Raw genomic sequence first — 17202 nt, 5'->3', positions numbered from 1 at the left:
AAAGAATAAATTTTACTCCAACTATAACAATCACATCAATAATAATGCCTACATTTACTTCTCATTTATGGAAGAGATTAACAACAGCATAAAACTTCTATCTACAAACTAAAAGAATAATATTATGAATACAATTTTAACACCTTGTATCTTACAGACAATTATAATCTGTTGCACTATTATTATAATAACAATAATAGCTGTATCTGCGTATAGAATAAAAAAAGGACAACAACGTAGTTGGGGAGCATATATATATTATGCAAGTATATTATCTATATTTACCATATCAATATTCTCTTATTGTTTTTATGGGAATAGAAATGTTTTGGATTTTGTATCACTTGCTTCTGCTTTGATATCAATAATCTTGGCAATAATAACAATAATATATTCATTCTATAGCAATAGTCAATCAGCCAGCCAAGTTGAAACTTTAAATAAAGCAGCTGAAAGTGTAAAAAGAGCAACTACGTCATATGCAGAATCAGCCGAAAGCCTACAAGATAATATTTCAAAAATAATTACGGCAGTAAATCGTGTTGAAGAAAAAACAGACAGATTATTAGATATGACTTCTATTTCTGGTGCTGGAGCAAGTTCTGGAACAAATAATCATCTTGTAGATTTTGATTTAGATGCTTATATAAAAGGATATGTAAATTTAGCATCTCCCATTGGTATAATGGCAATGTATGCCTGTATAAAAGCGAAGGACACAAAGAGAGAATGGAATTTAAATATATTCCCTAATGAATATAATAGAATTTATTGTGGAGGTTTTTTAATTTCCACAACAAGTGCGGGTTTTATCACAGTTGATGTAAATTTTAGTAATGGCAATGTGATTGTTGCCAATTATTTGCAAAATGTAAAAAAATACATCTTGGAATGGTTAGAATCTTTTGATTTTACAAAAATTGAAGGCCTACAAAGTTTGAAAGACAGCATTGATAGTTATTTTGATAATCCTCAATGACATGAAAGAGTGGAAAAAATATAAAATAGGAGACGTTTTCGCTTACCTAAAAAGTGGAAAGGGAATACATGCTAATGAAATATCTTCAAAAGGAGAATACCCTGTTTATGGTGGTAATGGGGTGAGAGGCTATACTACTCGAAACAACTTTGAAGGTAATTGTGCTATAATAGGAAGACAAGGTGCGTTTTGTGGCAATGTGCGATATTTCAAAAGGAAAGCTTATATGACCGAACATGCAATTATTGCGGTGGCAAATGAAAATAATAGTACTCGTTTTTTGTCATACTTACTCGGTATTATAATGAATTTAGGACGATTCTCTGGTCAATCTGCTCAACCGGGGCTTTCTGTAACCGAGTTAGCCAAACAATCAATAACAGTACCTTCGTTATCGGTGCAAAAAAGATTGCTGACATTCTTTCCTCTCTTGAAGACAAAATCGAGTTGAACCGCCGGATAAATGAACAAGAAAGTATTAGGTTAACAATTCTACGCGACACACTTCTCCCGAAGCTGATGTCAGGAGAACTAAAAATTAACGCAACTGAAGTATTATAGATTACGATGAACAAGTCAATAAACATACTTGATAAAGAATATCTGCAATGGGTGAAAGACCTTTGCGGTCGCTATCGTCAAAGCCAAATAAAGGCAGCGGTGAAAGTAAATGTGGAACAGTTGAAATTCAACTGACTTTTAGGTCGTGACATTGTTGAATTGCACGTAGAAGAACGCTGGGGCGAAAGTGTTATCACTCAATTAAGCAAAGATTTACGTGAAGCCATACCCAATGCGGCTGGTTTATCAAAGAGCAATATTTACTATTGTAGGAAGTTTTATTTGTTATACAAGGATGCTCTGAAAACTTTCCACCAAGTTGGTGGAAAAAATGAAACGGAATTATTCCACCAAGTTGGTGGAATATTTGAAGTCCCATGGAGACACCATTGCTTGATAATGGATAAAGTGAAAGACGATATAGACAAAGCTCTGTTCTATGTTCACCAGACGGTGGAGAACGGTTGGAGTCGTAGTATACTGCTCAATTTCATTAGCACCGACCTTTATGAGCGGCAGGGCAAGGCACTGACTAACTTTACAAAAACATTACCCGATGCGATGAGCGACCTTGCACAGGAGTTGACCAAAGACCCTTACAATTTTGCTTTCACGGGTATAACTGGGCGTTACAATGAACGATTGCTCAAAAATGCTCTACTGAATAACATTACCCGATTCCTGATGGAACTAAACTATATCGCACGTTTCATTACTCAATCAATACGATAAATGATACATAAAATAATATTTATATTGCTAAATTTTCCCATTTACAGGGTCTTTACAGAGTCAAGTCTAAATCAATATAAAAAATACGGTCCTGCTAACCCGTTGCATTACATATCTATGCCGAAGCCTAGGATACAGTGGGGGCATTAACCCTCCACACGGGGACAGAACCGTAATATCGCGAAACTACGAACATATTTTTAATATGTTCGTAGTCGTTTACGACTAAAGGCTCCTTGGCTTCCAGTCGGCAAAATAGACATGTAATGCCCTACAAAGATAAGACTATTTCCTTATAAAGCCAATAAAATCAATGTTTTATTATAGAATAATGCAGAATGGTATATAAAAATCTCAATAAAAAGATACGACCCTGATCCCCCGCTGCATTACAAATCTATTAGCCGCAGCCTAGGATATGAGTGGGGTAATTAACCTACCACACGAGGAACACAGAGCCGTACTATCATTAACTGCAAAGTATATATATACCTGCAACTGACGACAACTAAGGATCTCCTAAGACATATAAACGACTTAAATATTGTAATGCAATACAAAGGTGAACATAAAATCCGAGAAAACCAAAGCACCAAGCATTATTCTTATAGCAAATGCACATTATATATCGCCTAAGATAAAATGACTGATATTTTAAAGAATTGAATCTAAACAGAAAAATCACCTTTGAAACACAATGTAACAAAGGTGATTTATTTGCACTAATTTCATTTCAAGATATTATTCCCGAAAGCTACTCTTTATTTTTCTGCGGTACTTCAATCCCCTCCGGCCATACAGCAGCTGTATAAGCCACAGCATCATTTCCATTACCGGTCAAGTCTTTTGCAATGTTATTTCCTTTACCTTCGTTGAACTTCCAGTAAGCTTTCAAACCAGTAGTTTGGGGATCAACATCATACATATTCCTGTAAATTTCTTCTTGTGAACGGAGCACATTCCATATACGTACTTCACAAATCTCTCCATTTAATTGCCGACTCATATCGTCGGGGTCTCCATAAGAGTGTCCTATCTTAAACATAAAGTCTCCTTTCTTCTGTTTTCCAAGGTTTATGGCTTCCCCATTTCCGTAATCGTCAACGCGGCTCTGCTCTTTACCATCTACATACATAATAGCAGCTTTTGTCTCCGTGTCATAAGTAACGGCAACATGATACCACTCACCAGGTTGCAGCAGTTTACCATCATTGGCATTTGGAAATTTCATTTCATTAGCCGCAAATTGCAATTGCTGTCTAGGAAAGCCAGAATCACCAAAACGTAACAAACAATATTGCTCAATACCCATAATGGATGAGATTTCGGTAAGAGGATCAAATCTATTCACTCGAACAACAGCTTCGAAAGTAAGTTGCTTCAATCCGTTTACTACATTAGCAGTAGGACTACCGGCAACAAATCCCGGTATCTCAAAATAATTGTTAGCAAGACTGACAGCAGTAGTTATAGCACTGGAACGACGCACTATGTAACAGATATTTTTAGAGCCGTCCAATATACTCATCCCTCCTGATGCTTCTCCAATAGTAACAGGTAATAGAAAGCTAGTGTCAATATCCAAGTCTATCAGGTTGGAAAATTCAATAGTGACCATTTCTGAATCTACATTTCCTTTAGGAATGACAACGTGCTGGGTAGAAAACTTATAATACTTAGCATCCAACATTGCATAATTATTCCCTAAACGTGCATTATAATAACTTATCAATGAAGGATCTGTCCGAAAGCTGACATCTATATCCTGCTCAGCAGGATATGCCAGTACAGCAGAAATCTGTTGCTGTCCATCCTGTTTAAGATTATTAAATGTGAAATTAGCTATATCCTTCACTTTCGCCGCATCAATATATACACTATTACCAAAAGGAGATTCCTTAGTATAATCTTTGTTGTCACAACCTGTTATTAATAACAGGAAAACCATGACCAAACAATTATTACTTATTTTCATTATATTCTTGTTTTGAATTATCAGACTCATTATATCTTAGTTTTAAGATTCATTTTATTTCTCACATTCCGGACGGACGTACCCATCCTTTTGAATACACATTATACATCTGGCGCAAAAGCCAGTCCAACGGTTTATAAGTATAAGAATACTCACCGGAAATAAATCCCCAATCATAAGGAGGATAGATGGATTGCCCCCAATAAGCACCATCATCCATCATAGCGTTAATGCCATCTCCTATCGCGATATCGTTCACCATTCCTTCATACATATTTTGCTCATTGGCTGTAAGATCAAACGCATATACAACAATATTATTTTTTTTACGCTTATTCATTTTCCAATCCACCATCCTATATTGCGATTTATCTCTCAAAGGATTTTCTCCTTTTTCATATAATGGAATAACCAGACTTCCATAACATTCCGGTGCCAGCCCTATAATAGGTTTACGGGTATATTCACTATAAGGATGCTCTGCGTCCCATGGTTCTATAATCTGTACCACTTCTTTTCCACTATCATACGCATGCCACGCATAGTCTATATACTTACCTACCTCAATGCCGCCACATCGATTTACATCATAAAAATATTCAGTAGCTTCTCCCTTATCAACAACTGTCAGCAACTTTTCAGGAAGTGCATCCCGCAATGCTTTTATTAGTTTAGGATAAGAGACTGTATTCATAGCAAACATACCTTCCTTGTTATAAGTACTCACTTTGTCCCAGAGATTTATTCCATCCAAACGATAAAGTTCTACCACATTTTTCACCTGTTGAACAAAATCTGCAAGCTGCATATCGTTTAAATTACAAAAGCCAAATCCTTTATTACCATTTTCAATGCTAAGACATACTTTACGTCCGTGTTCCTGAAGCGGACGAATAAACTTATCCGCCTTTTCCAACACATCACGTATATCACTACTCAAATTGAGCAGTGCACGTCCTGTTGCAGACTCATAGTCCATTGTCACAATTCGTAGATTCACGATACTACCTATATTATGTAAAGTTTGAGTATAATCTATCTGATTAATTTTTTGAATTCCATAAACATCAGCTATCAACGGTTGATAAGTTGAAGTATTCACATAGAAAACAACAAATGCATCAGGTAGCATTGGCGGCATATCTATTTGTTCATACTGGTTATTAGGATAACAAGTCGTTATTCTTTTCCGAATATTTACAATATAATAAAGCACCTGTTTCTTAGTATCCACTTTTACTCCAGCAGGTATTTCTTCCATAGTTAATGGCAAAAGATATGGAGTATCAGTATTCAGTCCGGCTGTGGATATAGTAAATTTGATTTTGGCAGATTTTTGTTCTCCAGCATCTATTGAAAGAACTCCGCCATTTTCGAACTGCACATTCCCAGCCGACAATGTATTCAATTTGGAATTATTTTCCTCATTATAATCTTCTACAAGCTTCTCGTTTACAACGGCTGTGACAGTCAACCTGCTTCCGGCTGATTGTGACAGTGAATAGAATATTTCCTCTGTGGCAGATTCGTCCCCTTCCGTCAACTCAAGAAATGCTTTATTAGTCAATGTAGTTGTGTTACGCAGGGCACCTGCAATATTATCCATAGCCGTCTCGTCAGGCATTCTGTCCGCATTCATTGAGATAGTCTCTTCAGTACACCCTGTTACTCCTATTTTCAGTAACAATACTAATATAAAATGTATGATAAGATTCTTTTTCATATTAATTCTTTTTTATTTCGATGGGTTCATTAGTTGAATAGCCGTTCGTGTAATCTCGTAATTCCTTATCGGGCTATAATAATCATTGCCTATAGCATAAATTCCCAATCCAGCTAATGGACCAAGAGCAACCACACGGTCAGTCATTAAAGTTACAGCCTCTTGTTTTACACCAGTCTCATCAATTACTTGTCCGCCCATTTGAACAGATAACAATAATTTATCTTTAGACAATAAACTATTGGCAAGAATCCCCGTCACCTGCAATTTCAAATCGGTAACATTGGTCAACTCTGCAGTATTCAACACAATATAATTCAATTTGTCAAAGTCTGCTTCATCAACGAAAGCCGGATTTCCTTCCAATACCAATAAATTATCCTGTCCCGTAGCAGTAGATAATTTAGAAACAATCAGTCGTGATTTCTCTTTATACGATGCCAATTCAGCATCAGTTCCATTATAGAGCGGAAGACCGGTAAAAGCAAATCCGTCCAGATTGAGTTCGGCCGACGTAGCAATTTCTTTATCCAACCAACTGTTTAATGCCGTGATATCTGTTAAGGAAGAGGCATGAGCTGCATAATCTATCAAATAAAGCACACGGATACTCTTTTCCTGCAATAGAGGGATATCCTCCCGATCATAATCAGAGATTTGATGAGAATTACTCAAGGTCACAATATCCAACGAATCCGGCAATGACCGAAGATAACTACCTTCATTTAGCGATTTTTCCGGAGAATTATCAAAGTGCGCATATGACAAGTAATGTTCACTTTGTTTGTAGGTACGTAATGCCTGCATATAACGCGCCCATAGTTCCGGATTCTGTTCTTTCGCACTATTAATATCAATATCTACAATTTCAGGTTCATTCCAGTCATCACAAGCAACTGGCAATAAAAAAGCCGTTAAAAACAGAAGACTATAAATGAATTGTTTATATATTATTGTTTTCATATAAATTCTTTTTCATTCTTTTATTCGTATTCAAACTCTCTCGTCAATTGAGATAAGATTTCTTATCCCACCACAATCTCGTTCCCCCATTGTCAGGACCTCCTAACATACCTATCGCCAAATTGATATTCGAAAGATTTTCAGTATATTCTGTAGGCGGATACCACAAACGACGGATCATATGCTCGGAACTGATGCTACCACCACTTTTGTTTTCTATAACCGGCATAAGATGAGGATATCCTGTACGGCGGAGTTCACTCCATGACTCAACACCCAAAGGAAAATTAGCAATCCATTTTTGAGTGATGATACGTTCAAGATTACGTTCAAAATTATCCGCACCATCTTCCCAAGCAATAGTAATAGTACTTCTCGGACCTTCCCAATCAGTATAGGCAAATGTCGGATCATTGTACGCTTCCGGAGTGTCAGTCGAATTCTCCGCATAGGTTTCAGAGCCCGACAGACCATATTGTTCAAAAGAAAGGGCTATCGCCATATTATATAAATCTTTAGCTTCCCCACCCATATTCCAACCTCGCAAGGCACCTTCGGCACGTAAGAAAGTGATTTCTGCGGCATTCATCCATAAAAAAGGACTGGAACTGCTGATAATCGGTATACTGTACGCATTTACCATCTCATCCTTGGTAGTCACATCAATGCCAATACGAATACCCGCATATCCATCAACCTCTTGCGGTTGGAAGTTTTCATCATATACAGTCATTTTCACTGTAGTGAACATCTTTTCCCGACGCGGATCTTTATAACCATTCATATATGAGATAATATCAGCCCCCACACGCTGATCATTCCAGTCATTAAAAATCATAGCAACCCTATTTTCTTCCACTTTCAAGAAAGCGTTATCATTTATTTCCGTCATTACGCCTGCCGTTACAGCTTCTTCGGCTATTCGTTGTATTTCCGCCTGCATTTCCGGTACATAAGTCAAGCGCATGGCCATACGCAATTTGAGTGAATTAGTAAATTTGAGCCATTTGAAAAGATCGCCTTGATATACATCATCAAATTTACGAAAAGCTTCCGCACTCAAATTGAGATTATCCCTAAGGACATCACTCACTTCGTCCAATTCACTGAACATTTGCTTATATACCTCTTCCTGCGAATCATAAGGTACGGTAAGAGAAACCTTACCTGTTTTAGAAATGATTTTTGAATAAGGAATCGGGCCGTACATATCTGTCACACGCTGCATGATGACCACACGAAACAGTTTCCCCAGTGCCAACGCCACAGGATCGTCTGTTTTGTCCAACAAGTCCCGATAAAACGGATAAGTACGGGTGACTAAATCGGAAAAAGGAGCTTCTTGCCAATCTATTGGCGGATTATACGTTTCAAACTTAGCCGTCCATTCTACAGTACAACCAATGTAACCGGCAAACGCACCTGCGCCAAGCGCTTCAACAAACTGATAGAGATGTTCTTCCGTAGGAATCACCAACCCTTGTAATCCTTTAAGACTGGCGCCTACGTTATAGCTTTCACGTCCCAACTCTTCTTTGTCAACCTGATAATCCTTCCGGTTGATTTTATCGAAATTATCCGTACAAGCGTAACCGACAATAAGCAATAGCGCTAGCGAAAGCAATTTTATGATAGATGTTATATATTTCATAGTAACTACTTTTTATCTGTTAAAAGTTGATTTTCACATTCAGACCGACATTACGGGTACTCGGCAACATGAAAAAGTCGATCCCTTGATAATAGTTACCAGTCGTTGCAACGGCTTCCGGATCAAAAGGAGCTTTATTATAAATCATACAGAGATTGCGTCCCACAACAGACAACTGAATATCGCATACATCATGCAACCATTTACGTGGAAACGTGTAACCGATAGCCGCCTCCTGCAATCGAATATTGGTAGCACTATAAGTATAATACTGTGGCAGACCACTTTGTGAACCGATAGCCGTGAACCATGTCTGCGCATCCACCCTATTACGTCCATTCACTAATACCCCACCATTATCACGGGCAACCGCCGAACTTTCAGATACCCCATATTGATCCATGGCCGCTGCAGTAGCCGAATAAACAATACCGCCTATACGTGCAGTAACTAAAGCACTGATATTAAACCCTTTCCATGAAAACTGATTGTTCCATGCCAAATTACATTTAGGGAAAACACTTCCTAATTTAATATCAGGTCGATTATTCACTGTTACTAATGTACCCGCAGGAGAAATTTCTACCATTCCATTGTCGTCCCGCTTCAAATCAGACTGTGTGTAAAGGTCACCCAGCGAACCTCCTGTTTTCAATATGAATCTGGCCTTTCCGAGTCCGCCTACATCCAGCCGATCTTTATTTATAGGCTCACCAGTCTCCGGATGTATATAGTCCTTTACCAATTCTATAATTTTGTTCTTGTTATGGCTTAATGTAAAATTACTTTGCCAGCGAAAATCTTTCTTCCATGTATGTCCGTAACCAAATGAAAGCTCTACTCCCTGGTTACGTACATATCCTGTTTGAAGATAAATGGTGGTATATCCAGATGACACGGAAATTCTCGGATCGAACGTTTGATTAAACGTATTAGCCAAATACCATGACAAACCGAGATTAAAGTCCTTGAAAAGCCGCATATCCAAACCAAATTCCCATGAATCGGTCCGTTCAGGTTTAAGGTCACCAATGGGATAATGTGTTTTCGGCTTCCACGTTTGAGTAGTTTCGTCATACTCAAAAGTAGGCGATGTCAAGTTACGAGGATAAGGCATACCCACCGAACTAAACGAACTGCGCACTTTCAGATAATCAACGAAAGAAGGTAGTTTCACCATTTCAGAGACGACAGCCGAAAGTCCAATTGACGGATAAAAGAAACAAGTAGAAGATGAGTTTGCCAACTGTGACGCCCAGTCATTACGTCCGGTCAGCGTAAGATAAAGCATACTCTTCCACCCTACTTCAGCACTGGCAAATATAGACTGCGTCTGCTCTTCCCATTCATCCTGACGTGCTTTCTTCTGAGTATTGTCAAGATCAAACACATTAAAAACATTGGGAATACCATTGGCACGTATCGGTCCACGATAACTCAATTCGTCATACTTATTATCTACGATGCTCGCCCCGATATTGACCACAATAGAATAATCACCCAAACGTTTATTTATATTTGCCAACGCATCAGCATACACTTGTGTTTCGTCAGGTTTAGATATAGCATAAAATCCCTGTGCACTACCTTCAGTAAGAGTAGTATTGGAACTTGCATATAATTTTTGTTCATATTTGGTACTGGAATTATCAACCCGAACACGCCCTGAAATATTCAGCCAGTCTGTAATATCATAACTTAAAGAGGCAGACAGCATATAACGCTTCTTGTCATTCGTCCGTAAATTGCGATAAGCGATCCAATAAGGATTCTGCATCCGCAAGTCTCCTTCTCCTTGAGGCCAAAACATGGTTTTAATCTTACGGGCCGGATCCCAACGTTCAAACACTTTTATCAAATTAAAGTCGTCGCCACGTGGAAACAAATAAACAGGAACTATCGGATTTGAGTAAGCACCTTGATTAGTCATATTGCGGTCATTCTGAATAATATAACTTGCACCTACATCAAGCTTCATCCTGTCATTCAGAAAGTTTGTAGTGTTACGGAAGGTGAAATTAAAACGGTTGTAACGGTTGTTCGGTACAATCCCTTCCGAATTAACCGCAGCAGCAGAAAAGAAGGTCTGATTCTTATCTGTTCCCGTTGATAATGTAATGGAATTGGTATAAGTTATCCCCGTATCAAAGAAATCACGTGGTTCATAGTTTCTACGAGATGCGTCATTTAATAAAGTCCCCCAACTCAACGTAGTAGAATTACCAGCTTTTCCTGAACTGCCTGTACCATAGCGATTTTGAAAATGTGGAAGTACGAATGGTTTAGCGAATTCGGTATTACTAGACACAGAAACCTGCAATTTACCAACTTTGCCACGTTTCGTATTAATAACGATGGCTCCATTTGCCGCATTACTTCCATAAAGGGCGGCAGCTGCTGCTCCAGTTAGCACTGAGATACTTTCAATGTCATCCGGATTGATGTCGGCAATGCTTTCAGTCACTCCCTGTGAACCATTCTCCATACTACCGCCACCTCCGAAATTAAACATGGGAATACCGTCAATAACATACAATGCATTACTGCTTTGTTCAATCGACTTTGTACCACGCATCACCACCTTGCTAGCTCCACCTACTCCTGAAGAACTACTGTTGATATTAACTCCTGCGACTTTACCATTCAGGCTATTAATAAAGTTTGCATCCTTGACATTTGTCAACTGGTCGGATTTTACCTGTTGTACATTGTAACTCAGAGCCTTTTGTTCCCTCTTGATACCCAAGGCAGTTACAACTACTTCATTTAGCGCCTCTACGTTAGCAGACATTTGTATATTGTACACATTCTTATCTGCTATTTTTACATAAGACGAAATATAGCCAATATAAGTAAAGCTTAATATACTACCTATAGAAGCTTTTATGACGTACTTACCCTCCAAATCAGTAACAGTTCCATCATCAGTCCCTTCTACCCGTATATTTACTCCTATCAGTGGTTCATTTTTCTCATCAACAACCCTTCCTGTTACCTGTTTAACAACCACAGTTCCAGTCTTTGGCTGAGGAATAATATTAATATAATTTCTTTTAATTCCATAAGTAAATCCTGTTCCTTTAAGGATAATCGAGAGGGCTTTTACCAAATCAATATTTTTCAAATTGAGATTGATAGCCGGTTTATCAATTAATTGCGAATCGTTATATCCTACTGAAAGCTTTGATTGCTTCTCCACTTCTTTCAGTGCTTCAATAACAGTTATATTTTCTTTTTGAATAGTAATTTTCATACCACCTTGGGCAAAAGCTGTAGTTTGTATTACAACCATAAATAAAAACAACACAAATCTTATCCCTTTTGCCTTCTTATCATTTTTCAATGTATAACTGTGTAACATGAATTTTAAGTATTAGTTTGCTAACTTTTTTATTCGCAACACATGTCTATCTGTTTTAATTTTCGATTTCATATCCAAGGCAGAAAGATTCCTGGCATAGATACTTTTTCACATATATCTTTATTATTAAGCAGTGCCTATCAACAAATGAAAGGCATCTGCAGTTTGTATATTCAGGTTAATTTATAAAAGACCGGAAGTGTCCTTCTCTGAAAGTCTATCACTTCCAGTCTTCAATTCATTCACATGGAGCGTCCTGATATCTTAATAATTCTTCGCATAGATAGTCGTCGTACGAGATACGGTCTTGCCTCCCCAAACTCTTGAAGCAAAGTTATTCATTAAGCTTGTTTGACCGGACTCGCGTAGATTGAACATCATAATGGCGCCATAGCCACTATAATTTGCAGCGCTACTTTGTATCACACCTGCACTTGGTCTACCATCCGTACAGTGTATTGACATCTTTGCCCATTTGCTATTCCCTAATCCGGCCGGAGTACTCCAATCCGCTCCGAAATCAGGCCACATGTAACTAATGGCATTCATTGTAATCGCATCAAAATTTGTATAACCACCAAAACTGAATACTGTAATCAGTTTATCAGGCAACAACTGACGCACTCTTTTTACAAGATTTCCAAAAATCGTAGTACTTGGTGAAGGCAAATTAGAAGGTGCCTTCCAATAGTCTGCATATTCATCGTCAAAATCCACACCATCTAAATTGTATTGCTTAACACAAGCGGCAATCTGTTGTGCAAAACTTTCAATCATGGCCGGTGTCAAGTTACAGAACCCCACTCCGGTGTGATCACCCAACAGCCCTAAAGAGACTCTGATACCTTTCTGTTGTAAAGGAGCGATAAGCGTACCGGCATTGGTCAATATATGAGACTGATTATTGTTATGATACAATTGAACAGTACTAGCCGTACCCCGAATATTAGAAGCAAACAGAATCACATTATCAATCACCTGCTCTTGCGGATCCGTACCTGTAAAATAGTACTCTCCTGCATTTAGAGGATTTACATCATTAGTTTCAATATAAGTAGTCAACTTCGGCATCTTGTCGCTGACACCGCGAGTAGTTGGCGAAATACCTTGTTGTTGTGCCTCTCCCATGTAGTCATCACTACTGCAACTTATGATCAAAGTTCCTGCCACCATTGCTACAACGAGTAACAAGAAGTATTTCAAATTTTTCATATAGTATTACTTTTTATATGGTTACTATTTCGCTTAGGTAATGCGTTCTAAAAGCTTAATAATTCCTCCTTTCTCCGTTTTAGTTATTCGACATACCTTCCACCGCTTTAACTTTCTAATATCAAAATTATTTCTGCATAATATAGCATTTATCATGTTCTATCTTAAAACATAAATCTCCTGCTACATCAACAATAACATCCATAACTTCAGACAAAGGCGGATTATCTTTAAACCTGAAACTATAACGATCATTCTTTAAGCTATGCTGATTATAAAAGAACTTACAATCGTACTTACGTTCCAATATCGTTATAATCTCCGTTATAGTCTTTCGATTAAATACCAACTCACCTTTTTGCCATGCTGTCACATCTTTCATATCAGGATAAGTCAGAGTATCTTGACGGCTCTTCCTATTATACACCAATTGTTCATTTGGCTTAAGCAACTTCTTTTTGCCCAAGTCGTCAAATTCCACAAGAACACTCCCTGTTATTAGAGTTGCAAAAACATTATTATCTTCAGTATATGCGGATACATTAAACTCGGTTCCCAAAGCTGTTATTTGAAAATCATTGGTTTTGACAATAAACGGTTTGTTTTTATTAGCTTTTACTTTAAAATTAGCTTCGCCAATTAGAAAAACACTACGGTACTTTCCTGTAAATTGTTCGGGATATAATAACATACTCCTCGAATTCATGCTTACCCGACTTCCGTCAGGCAAAAAAAATGTCTTCATCTGAGTGCCCGATATGCATTGCTGAGTTATTCCTGAATCGTCTTTTTCTGCCTTACAAAGCAGATATCCTAAAGATATAGATACTATTAATAATATAACAGCTACCGATTGCCACAATCGCATAAACAGTTTTTTATCGGACTTTTGTTGAGGTTGAACATGTGTAAGATTGTTATCTAACTTCCAACGTTCCAGTGATTTCTCCAGGTCGAATACTTTTCCTTTTTTTCTTGCTTCTAGATAAAGCTCCTGTAATGCTTCATCCTTTTCTTTTTCATATTCATTATCAACCAACCACCTGTAAAACATTTGATTTGTTTGTTCCGAATAATTATGTCGGGCAAAAAGGGATAATATTTTCTGAAAATAATTCTTCATGTTATCGTTATATTAGATTTCGGAATTTCATATATAACGATTGAAACATTCCGACTACTTAAAGAAAAGACAGGAAAAATAAAATTAAAATGATTCTCTTTAAAACTTGAAGCGACAAATATATCTGATGCTCTATTGTACGAACAGAAAGATGTAAGGATAATGCAATCTCCTGATTGCTCATATTATTGAAACGGCTCATCTCAAAAATCCTTCTGCGACGTTCAGGAAAGTTTTCAAGAGCCATTCTTATTATTAGTTGCATTTCTTTATAATAAAGCGAATTTAACGGATCTGAGAAGCCTAACAAATCCTTAATTGTACTTTTCTTTATTTGTTCCTCCCGATAATCATTTTCCAGTCTTTTGTGCTTGATAAAATCAAATGCAACATTTTTTGCCATAGCGTATATATACCCTTCTTTTCCATCATCATTTTGCCACGTCTCAAAATTAGTCCATAATTTGGTAAATACATCTTGAGCCAAATCTTCCGCATCTGCTTCCGATTTAAGAAACATATTGATAAAAAACTTCACTGAAGAGAAATGAGCTCTAAATATCATTTCAAACTGTTCTACTAAACAATGGTCTTGATTCATATAAGGTTACACTTTTGTTTGTGTTACCTTACAAAGATAGAGTAACTTATCTAGAATTGAAAGTAATAATGGTTTTATTTTCAATAAAACATTACCATATCGTTACAATTAAATTCTAATCCCTAAATCCAACTCAAAAATAAAATAACTTCTACTTTTTTAGACATTCTTTTGAGAAACAACTTAAAAATTCTAGCATACTCGTCTATCACGAACACTTTTTTCGATTAATTAAAAACTACATACGTACCATTATGAGAATGTGCCGTTTGAAATTCCAGATAATTGGGTGTGGACAACATTGGGTGAAGTTGGTACTTGGCAATCAGGCGGAACTCCTAGTCGTTCAAACAAATCATATTATGGTGGAAATATACCTTGGCTTAAAACCGGAGATTTAAATGATGGATTGATTTCGGATATTCCAGAAAGTATAACAGAGGAAGCTGTCGCAAGCTCTTCTGCTAAAATCAATCCTACTGGGAGTGTATTAATTGCGATGTATGGTGCAACAATTGGAAAATTAGGAATACTTACATTTCCTGCTACTACTAATCAAGCATGTTGTGCTTGTATAGAGTTTAATGCCATTACTCAATTATACCTCTTCTATTTCCTATTGTCGCAAAGAAGTACATTTATATCAAAAGGAGGAGGTGGAGCACAACCCAATATATCAAAAGAAATAATTGTAAATACATTTATACCTTTACCTCCTCTTAGTGAGCAACAGCGCATTATAATGGAAATAGAGAAATGGTTTGCTTTGATTGACCAAATTGAGCAAGGAAGAGCCGATTTGCAGACAACTATCAAACAAACCAAGAACAAAATACTTGACCTCGCTATTCATGGTAAGCTCGTACCACAGGATATGAATGATGAACCTGCCATCGAACAGCTAAAACGTATAAATCCCGACTTTATACCTTGTGATAACAGACATAGTGGGAAGTTACCTTATAAAATACCTAAGACATGGGTATGGTGTAGTCATAATTCTATCTTAGATATATCTGGAGGATCACAACCTGCGAAGAGTTATTTTGAAACTATACCTAAACCAAATTGCATTAGACTTTATCAGATTAGAGATTATGGAGAGTCTCCTGTACCTGTTTATATCCCAATTAATCTTGCTTCAAAACAAACCAAAAAAGGAGATATATTATTAGCACGTTATGGTGGTTCTTTAGGAAAAGTGTTTTATGCTGAACAAGGGGCTTATAATGTGGCAATGGCAAAAGTTATCTTTAAATTTGAAAATCTCATATACAAGGAGTTTGCATACTATTATTATTTATCTGACCTATATCAAGGAAAACTAAAAGAAATTTCAAGGACGGCTCAAACAGGATTTAATATTACAGACTTTAATGATATGTATTTTCCACTCCCCCCTATCAACGAGCAACAACGCATCGTTCAAAAGATGGAAAAACTTTTTTCATCCCTTGATGATATTCAAAAAAACTTAGAAGTGTAATTAATTACACTTCTAAGAATAGATAAAATTTACCAATTTACTACTTTGTCCACAATTTTTTGCTGTTCACTGGCTGTTCGACGAAGATAGATACGAGTAGTTTCAATACTTTCATGTCCCATAAGGTCGGCAAGTAGGGCAAGGTCATTGAATCGGTCAAGGAAGTTCTTGGCAAAACGATGACGGAATGAATGAGGATAAACCACTTCCTTATTCATTCCGTATTTTTCCGCAAAATGTTTCAGTTGTTGGGCTATGCCACGTGTTGTAATACGTTCTCCAAATCGGTTCAAGAATATATAGCCGGAAATAAGGCCTTTTTCTTTGAGCCATTTCGTAGCTTCTGTACGCAAATTTTTCGGAATATATAAACGACGTATTTTTCCACCTTTACTGTAAAGATCAAGATGACCAACATGTACATGCTCAGCTTTGATGTGAAGCAATTCACTGACACGTGCGCCTGTGGCAGCCATAAACCATACGATAAAGTACCACTCATTATAACCATCGGTTTTTAAGCGTGTTTTTAGAAATTTGTAGTCTGCATCGCTAATGACGTTTTCCAAAAAATTCTTCTGCTGCACTTTGACGAACTTTACCTTCAGTTTTTCCTGTTTTGTAAATTCCAAATACTTGTTCATACCTTGCAATCGTAGATTTACCGTCTGCGGTTTGAAGTTCTCCACCAGATACCCTTTATATGTTAAAAGGTTCTTTTTGTTTATTTCCTCATAATGATTGAGGAAATACTGTACTGTCCACACATACGATGTAACAGTGTTTTTTGCCAAATTAGTTTTGGCGAGATAGCTTTTGAATTTTGTTACCATAT

12 protein-coding genes and 1 pseudogene are annotated in these 17202 nt (G+C 37.1%); 4 read left to right on the top strand and 9 right to left on the bottom strand.

Annotation, left to right across the window (positions count from 1 at the left end; genetic code table 11):
* Positions 1-124: 124 nt before the first annotated feature.
* The 3 genes and pseudogenes from BSCG_RS17235 to BSCG_RS17245 form a co-directional block, all read left to right on the top strand.
* Positions 125-979 carry a hypothetical protein gene (locus tag BSCG_RS17235; RefSeq protein WP_008021174.1) on the top strand — a complete coding sequence of 285 codons (855 nt, stop codon included), beginning with the start codon at positions 125-127 and terminating at the stop codon, positions 977-979.
* Between the two features lies 1 nt (position 980).
* Positions 981-1430: a restriction endonuclease subunit S gene (locus BSCG_RS17240; RefSeq protein WP_008021172.1), complete on the top strand. Its 450-nt coding sequence runs from the start codon at positions 981-983 to the stop codon at positions 1428-1430.
* 116 nt (positions 1431-1546) lie between these two features.
* Positions 1547-2233: pseudogene (locus tag BSCG_RS17245) on the top strand (DUF1016 N-terminal domain-containing protein); the annotation flags it as partial.
* A gap of 793 nt (positions 2234-3026) precedes the next feature.
* Here BSCG_RS17245 and BSCG_RS17250 read toward each other — a convergent pair.
* From BSCG_RS17250 to BSCG_RS17285, 8 genes are all read right to left on the bottom strand, one after another.
* Positions 3027-4277, bottom strand: coding sequence for a DUF1735 and LamG domain-containing protein (locus BSCG_RS17250; protein WP_008775645.1), 1251 nt, complete (start codon positions 4275-4277; stop codon positions 3027-3029).
* Positions 4278-4308: 31 nt separating this feature from the next.
* The gene (locus tag BSCG_RS17255) at positions 4309-5970 is read right to left on the bottom strand and encodes a BT_3987 domain-containing protein (protein WP_008775644.1); all 1662 of its coding nucleotides are present in this window, start codon (positions 5968-5970) and stop codon (positions 4309-4311) included.
* Between the two features lie 12 nt (positions 5971-5982).
* Positions 5983-6933 (bottom strand): glycoside hydrolase family 18, encoded by a 951-nt coding sequence (locus BSCG_RS17260; RefSeq protein ID WP_008775643.1) that lies wholly within the window; start codon positions 6931-6933, stop codon positions 5983-5985.
* A gap of 43 nt (positions 6934-6976) precedes the next feature.
* Positions 6977-8584, bottom strand: coding sequence for a RagB/SusD family nutrient uptake outer membrane protein (locus BSCG_RS17265; protein WP_008775642.1), 1608 nt, complete (start codon positions 8582-8584; stop codon positions 6977-6979).
* 19 nt (positions 8585-8603) lie between these two features.
* On the bottom strand, positions 8604-11945 hold the full coding sequence (locus tag BSCG_RS17270) for a TonB-dependent receptor (RefSeq protein WP_008775641.1): 3342 nt from the start codon (positions 11943-11945) through the stop codon (positions 8604-8606).
* Between the two features lie 264 nt (positions 11946-12209).
* Entirely contained in the window at positions 12210-13157 is a 948-nt protein-coding gene (locus BSCG_RS17275; protein WP_032849446.1) for a glycosyl hydrolase family 18 protein, read from the bottom strand.
* A 127-nt stretch (positions 13158-13284) separates the two neighbouring features.
* Positions 13285-14280: a FecR family protein gene (locus BSCG_RS17280; protein WP_008775639.1), complete on the bottom strand. Its 996-nt coding sequence runs from the start codon at positions 14278-14280 to the stop codon at positions 13285-13287.
* Between the two features lie 58 nt (positions 14281-14338).
* The gene (locus BSCG_RS17285; RefSeq protein WP_008775638.1) at positions 14339-14881 is read right to left on the bottom strand and encodes an RNA polymerase sigma-70 factor; all 543 of its coding nucleotides are present in this window, start codon (positions 14879-14881) and stop codon (positions 14339-14341) included.
* A 262-nt stretch (positions 14882-15143) separates the two neighbouring features.
* On the opposite strand from BSCG_RS17285, the gene BSCG_RS17290 reads away from it, so the two are divergent.
* On the top strand, positions 15144-16367 hold the full coding sequence (locus tag BSCG_RS17290; protein ID WP_008775637.1) for a restriction endonuclease subunit S: 1224 nt from the start codon (positions 15144-15146) through the stop codon (positions 16365-16367).
* A 29-nt stretch (positions 16368-16396) separates the two neighbouring features.
* On the opposite strand, the gene BSCG_RS17295 is transcribed toward BSCG_RS17290, so the two are convergent.
* Complete coding sequence (locus tag BSCG_RS17295; RefSeq protein ID WP_008775636.1) at positions 16397-17200, bottom strand: tyrosine-type recombinase/integrase; 804 nt, start codon at positions 17198-17200, stop codon at positions 16397-16399.
* Positions 17201-17202: the final 2 nt, after the last annotated feature.

The sequence above is a fragment of the Bacteroides sp. 2_2_4 genome (assembly GCF_000157055.1).
GTDB classification, from domain to species: Bacteria; Bacteroidota; Bacteroidia; order Bacteroidales; family Bacteroidaceae; genus Bacteroides; species Bacteroides ovatus.
Note: the sequence above shows the minus strand (reverse complement) of the source record. Positions and strands in the feature narration are given on the sequence as shown.

Excerpts from the sequence above, each read along its gene's own strand:
- BSCG_RS17235 (WP_008021174.1), top strand. The coding sequence starts at position 125 with ATGAATACAATTTTAACACCTTGTATCTTACAGACAATTATAATCTGT.
- BSCG_RS17240 (WP_008021172.1), top strand. The coding sequence starts at position 981 with ATGAAAGAGTGGAAAAAATATAAAATAGGAGACGTTTTCGCTTACCTA.
- BSCG_RS17250 (WP_008775645.1), bottom strand. The coding sequence starts at position 4,277 with ATGAGTCTGATAATTCAAAACAAGAATATAATGAAAATAAGTAATAAT.
- BSCG_RS17255 (WP_008775644.1), bottom strand. The coding sequence starts at position 5,970 with ATGAAAAAGAATCTTATCATACATTTTATATTAGTATTGTTACTGAAA.
- BSCG_RS17260 (WP_008775643.1), bottom strand. The coding sequence starts at position 6,933 with ATGAAAACAATAATATATAAACAATTCATTTATAGTCTTCTGTTTTTA.
- BSCG_RS17265 (WP_008775642.1), bottom strand. The coding sequence starts at position 8,584 with ATGAAATATATAACATCTATCATAAAATTGCTTTCGCTAGCGCTATTG.
- BSCG_RS17270 (WP_008775641.1), bottom strand. The coding sequence starts at position 11,945 with ATGTTACACAGTTATACATTGAAAAATGATAAGAAGGCAAAAGGGATA.
- BSCG_RS17275 (WP_032849446.1), bottom strand. The coding sequence starts at position 13,157 with ATGAAAAATTTGAAATACTTCTTGTTACTCGTTGTAGCAATGGTGGCA.
- BSCG_RS17280 (WP_008775639.1), bottom strand. The coding sequence starts at position 14,280 with ATGAAGAATTATTTTCAGAAAATATTATCCCTTTTTGCCCGACATAAT.
- BSCG_RS17285 (WP_008775638.1), bottom strand. The coding sequence starts at position 14,881 with ATGAATCAAGACCATTGTTTAGTAGAACAGTTTGAAATGATATTTAGA.
- BSCG_RS17295 (WP_008775636.1), bottom strand. The coding sequence starts at position 17,200 with ATGGTAACAAAATTCAAAAGCTATCTCGCCAAAACTAATTTGGCAAAA.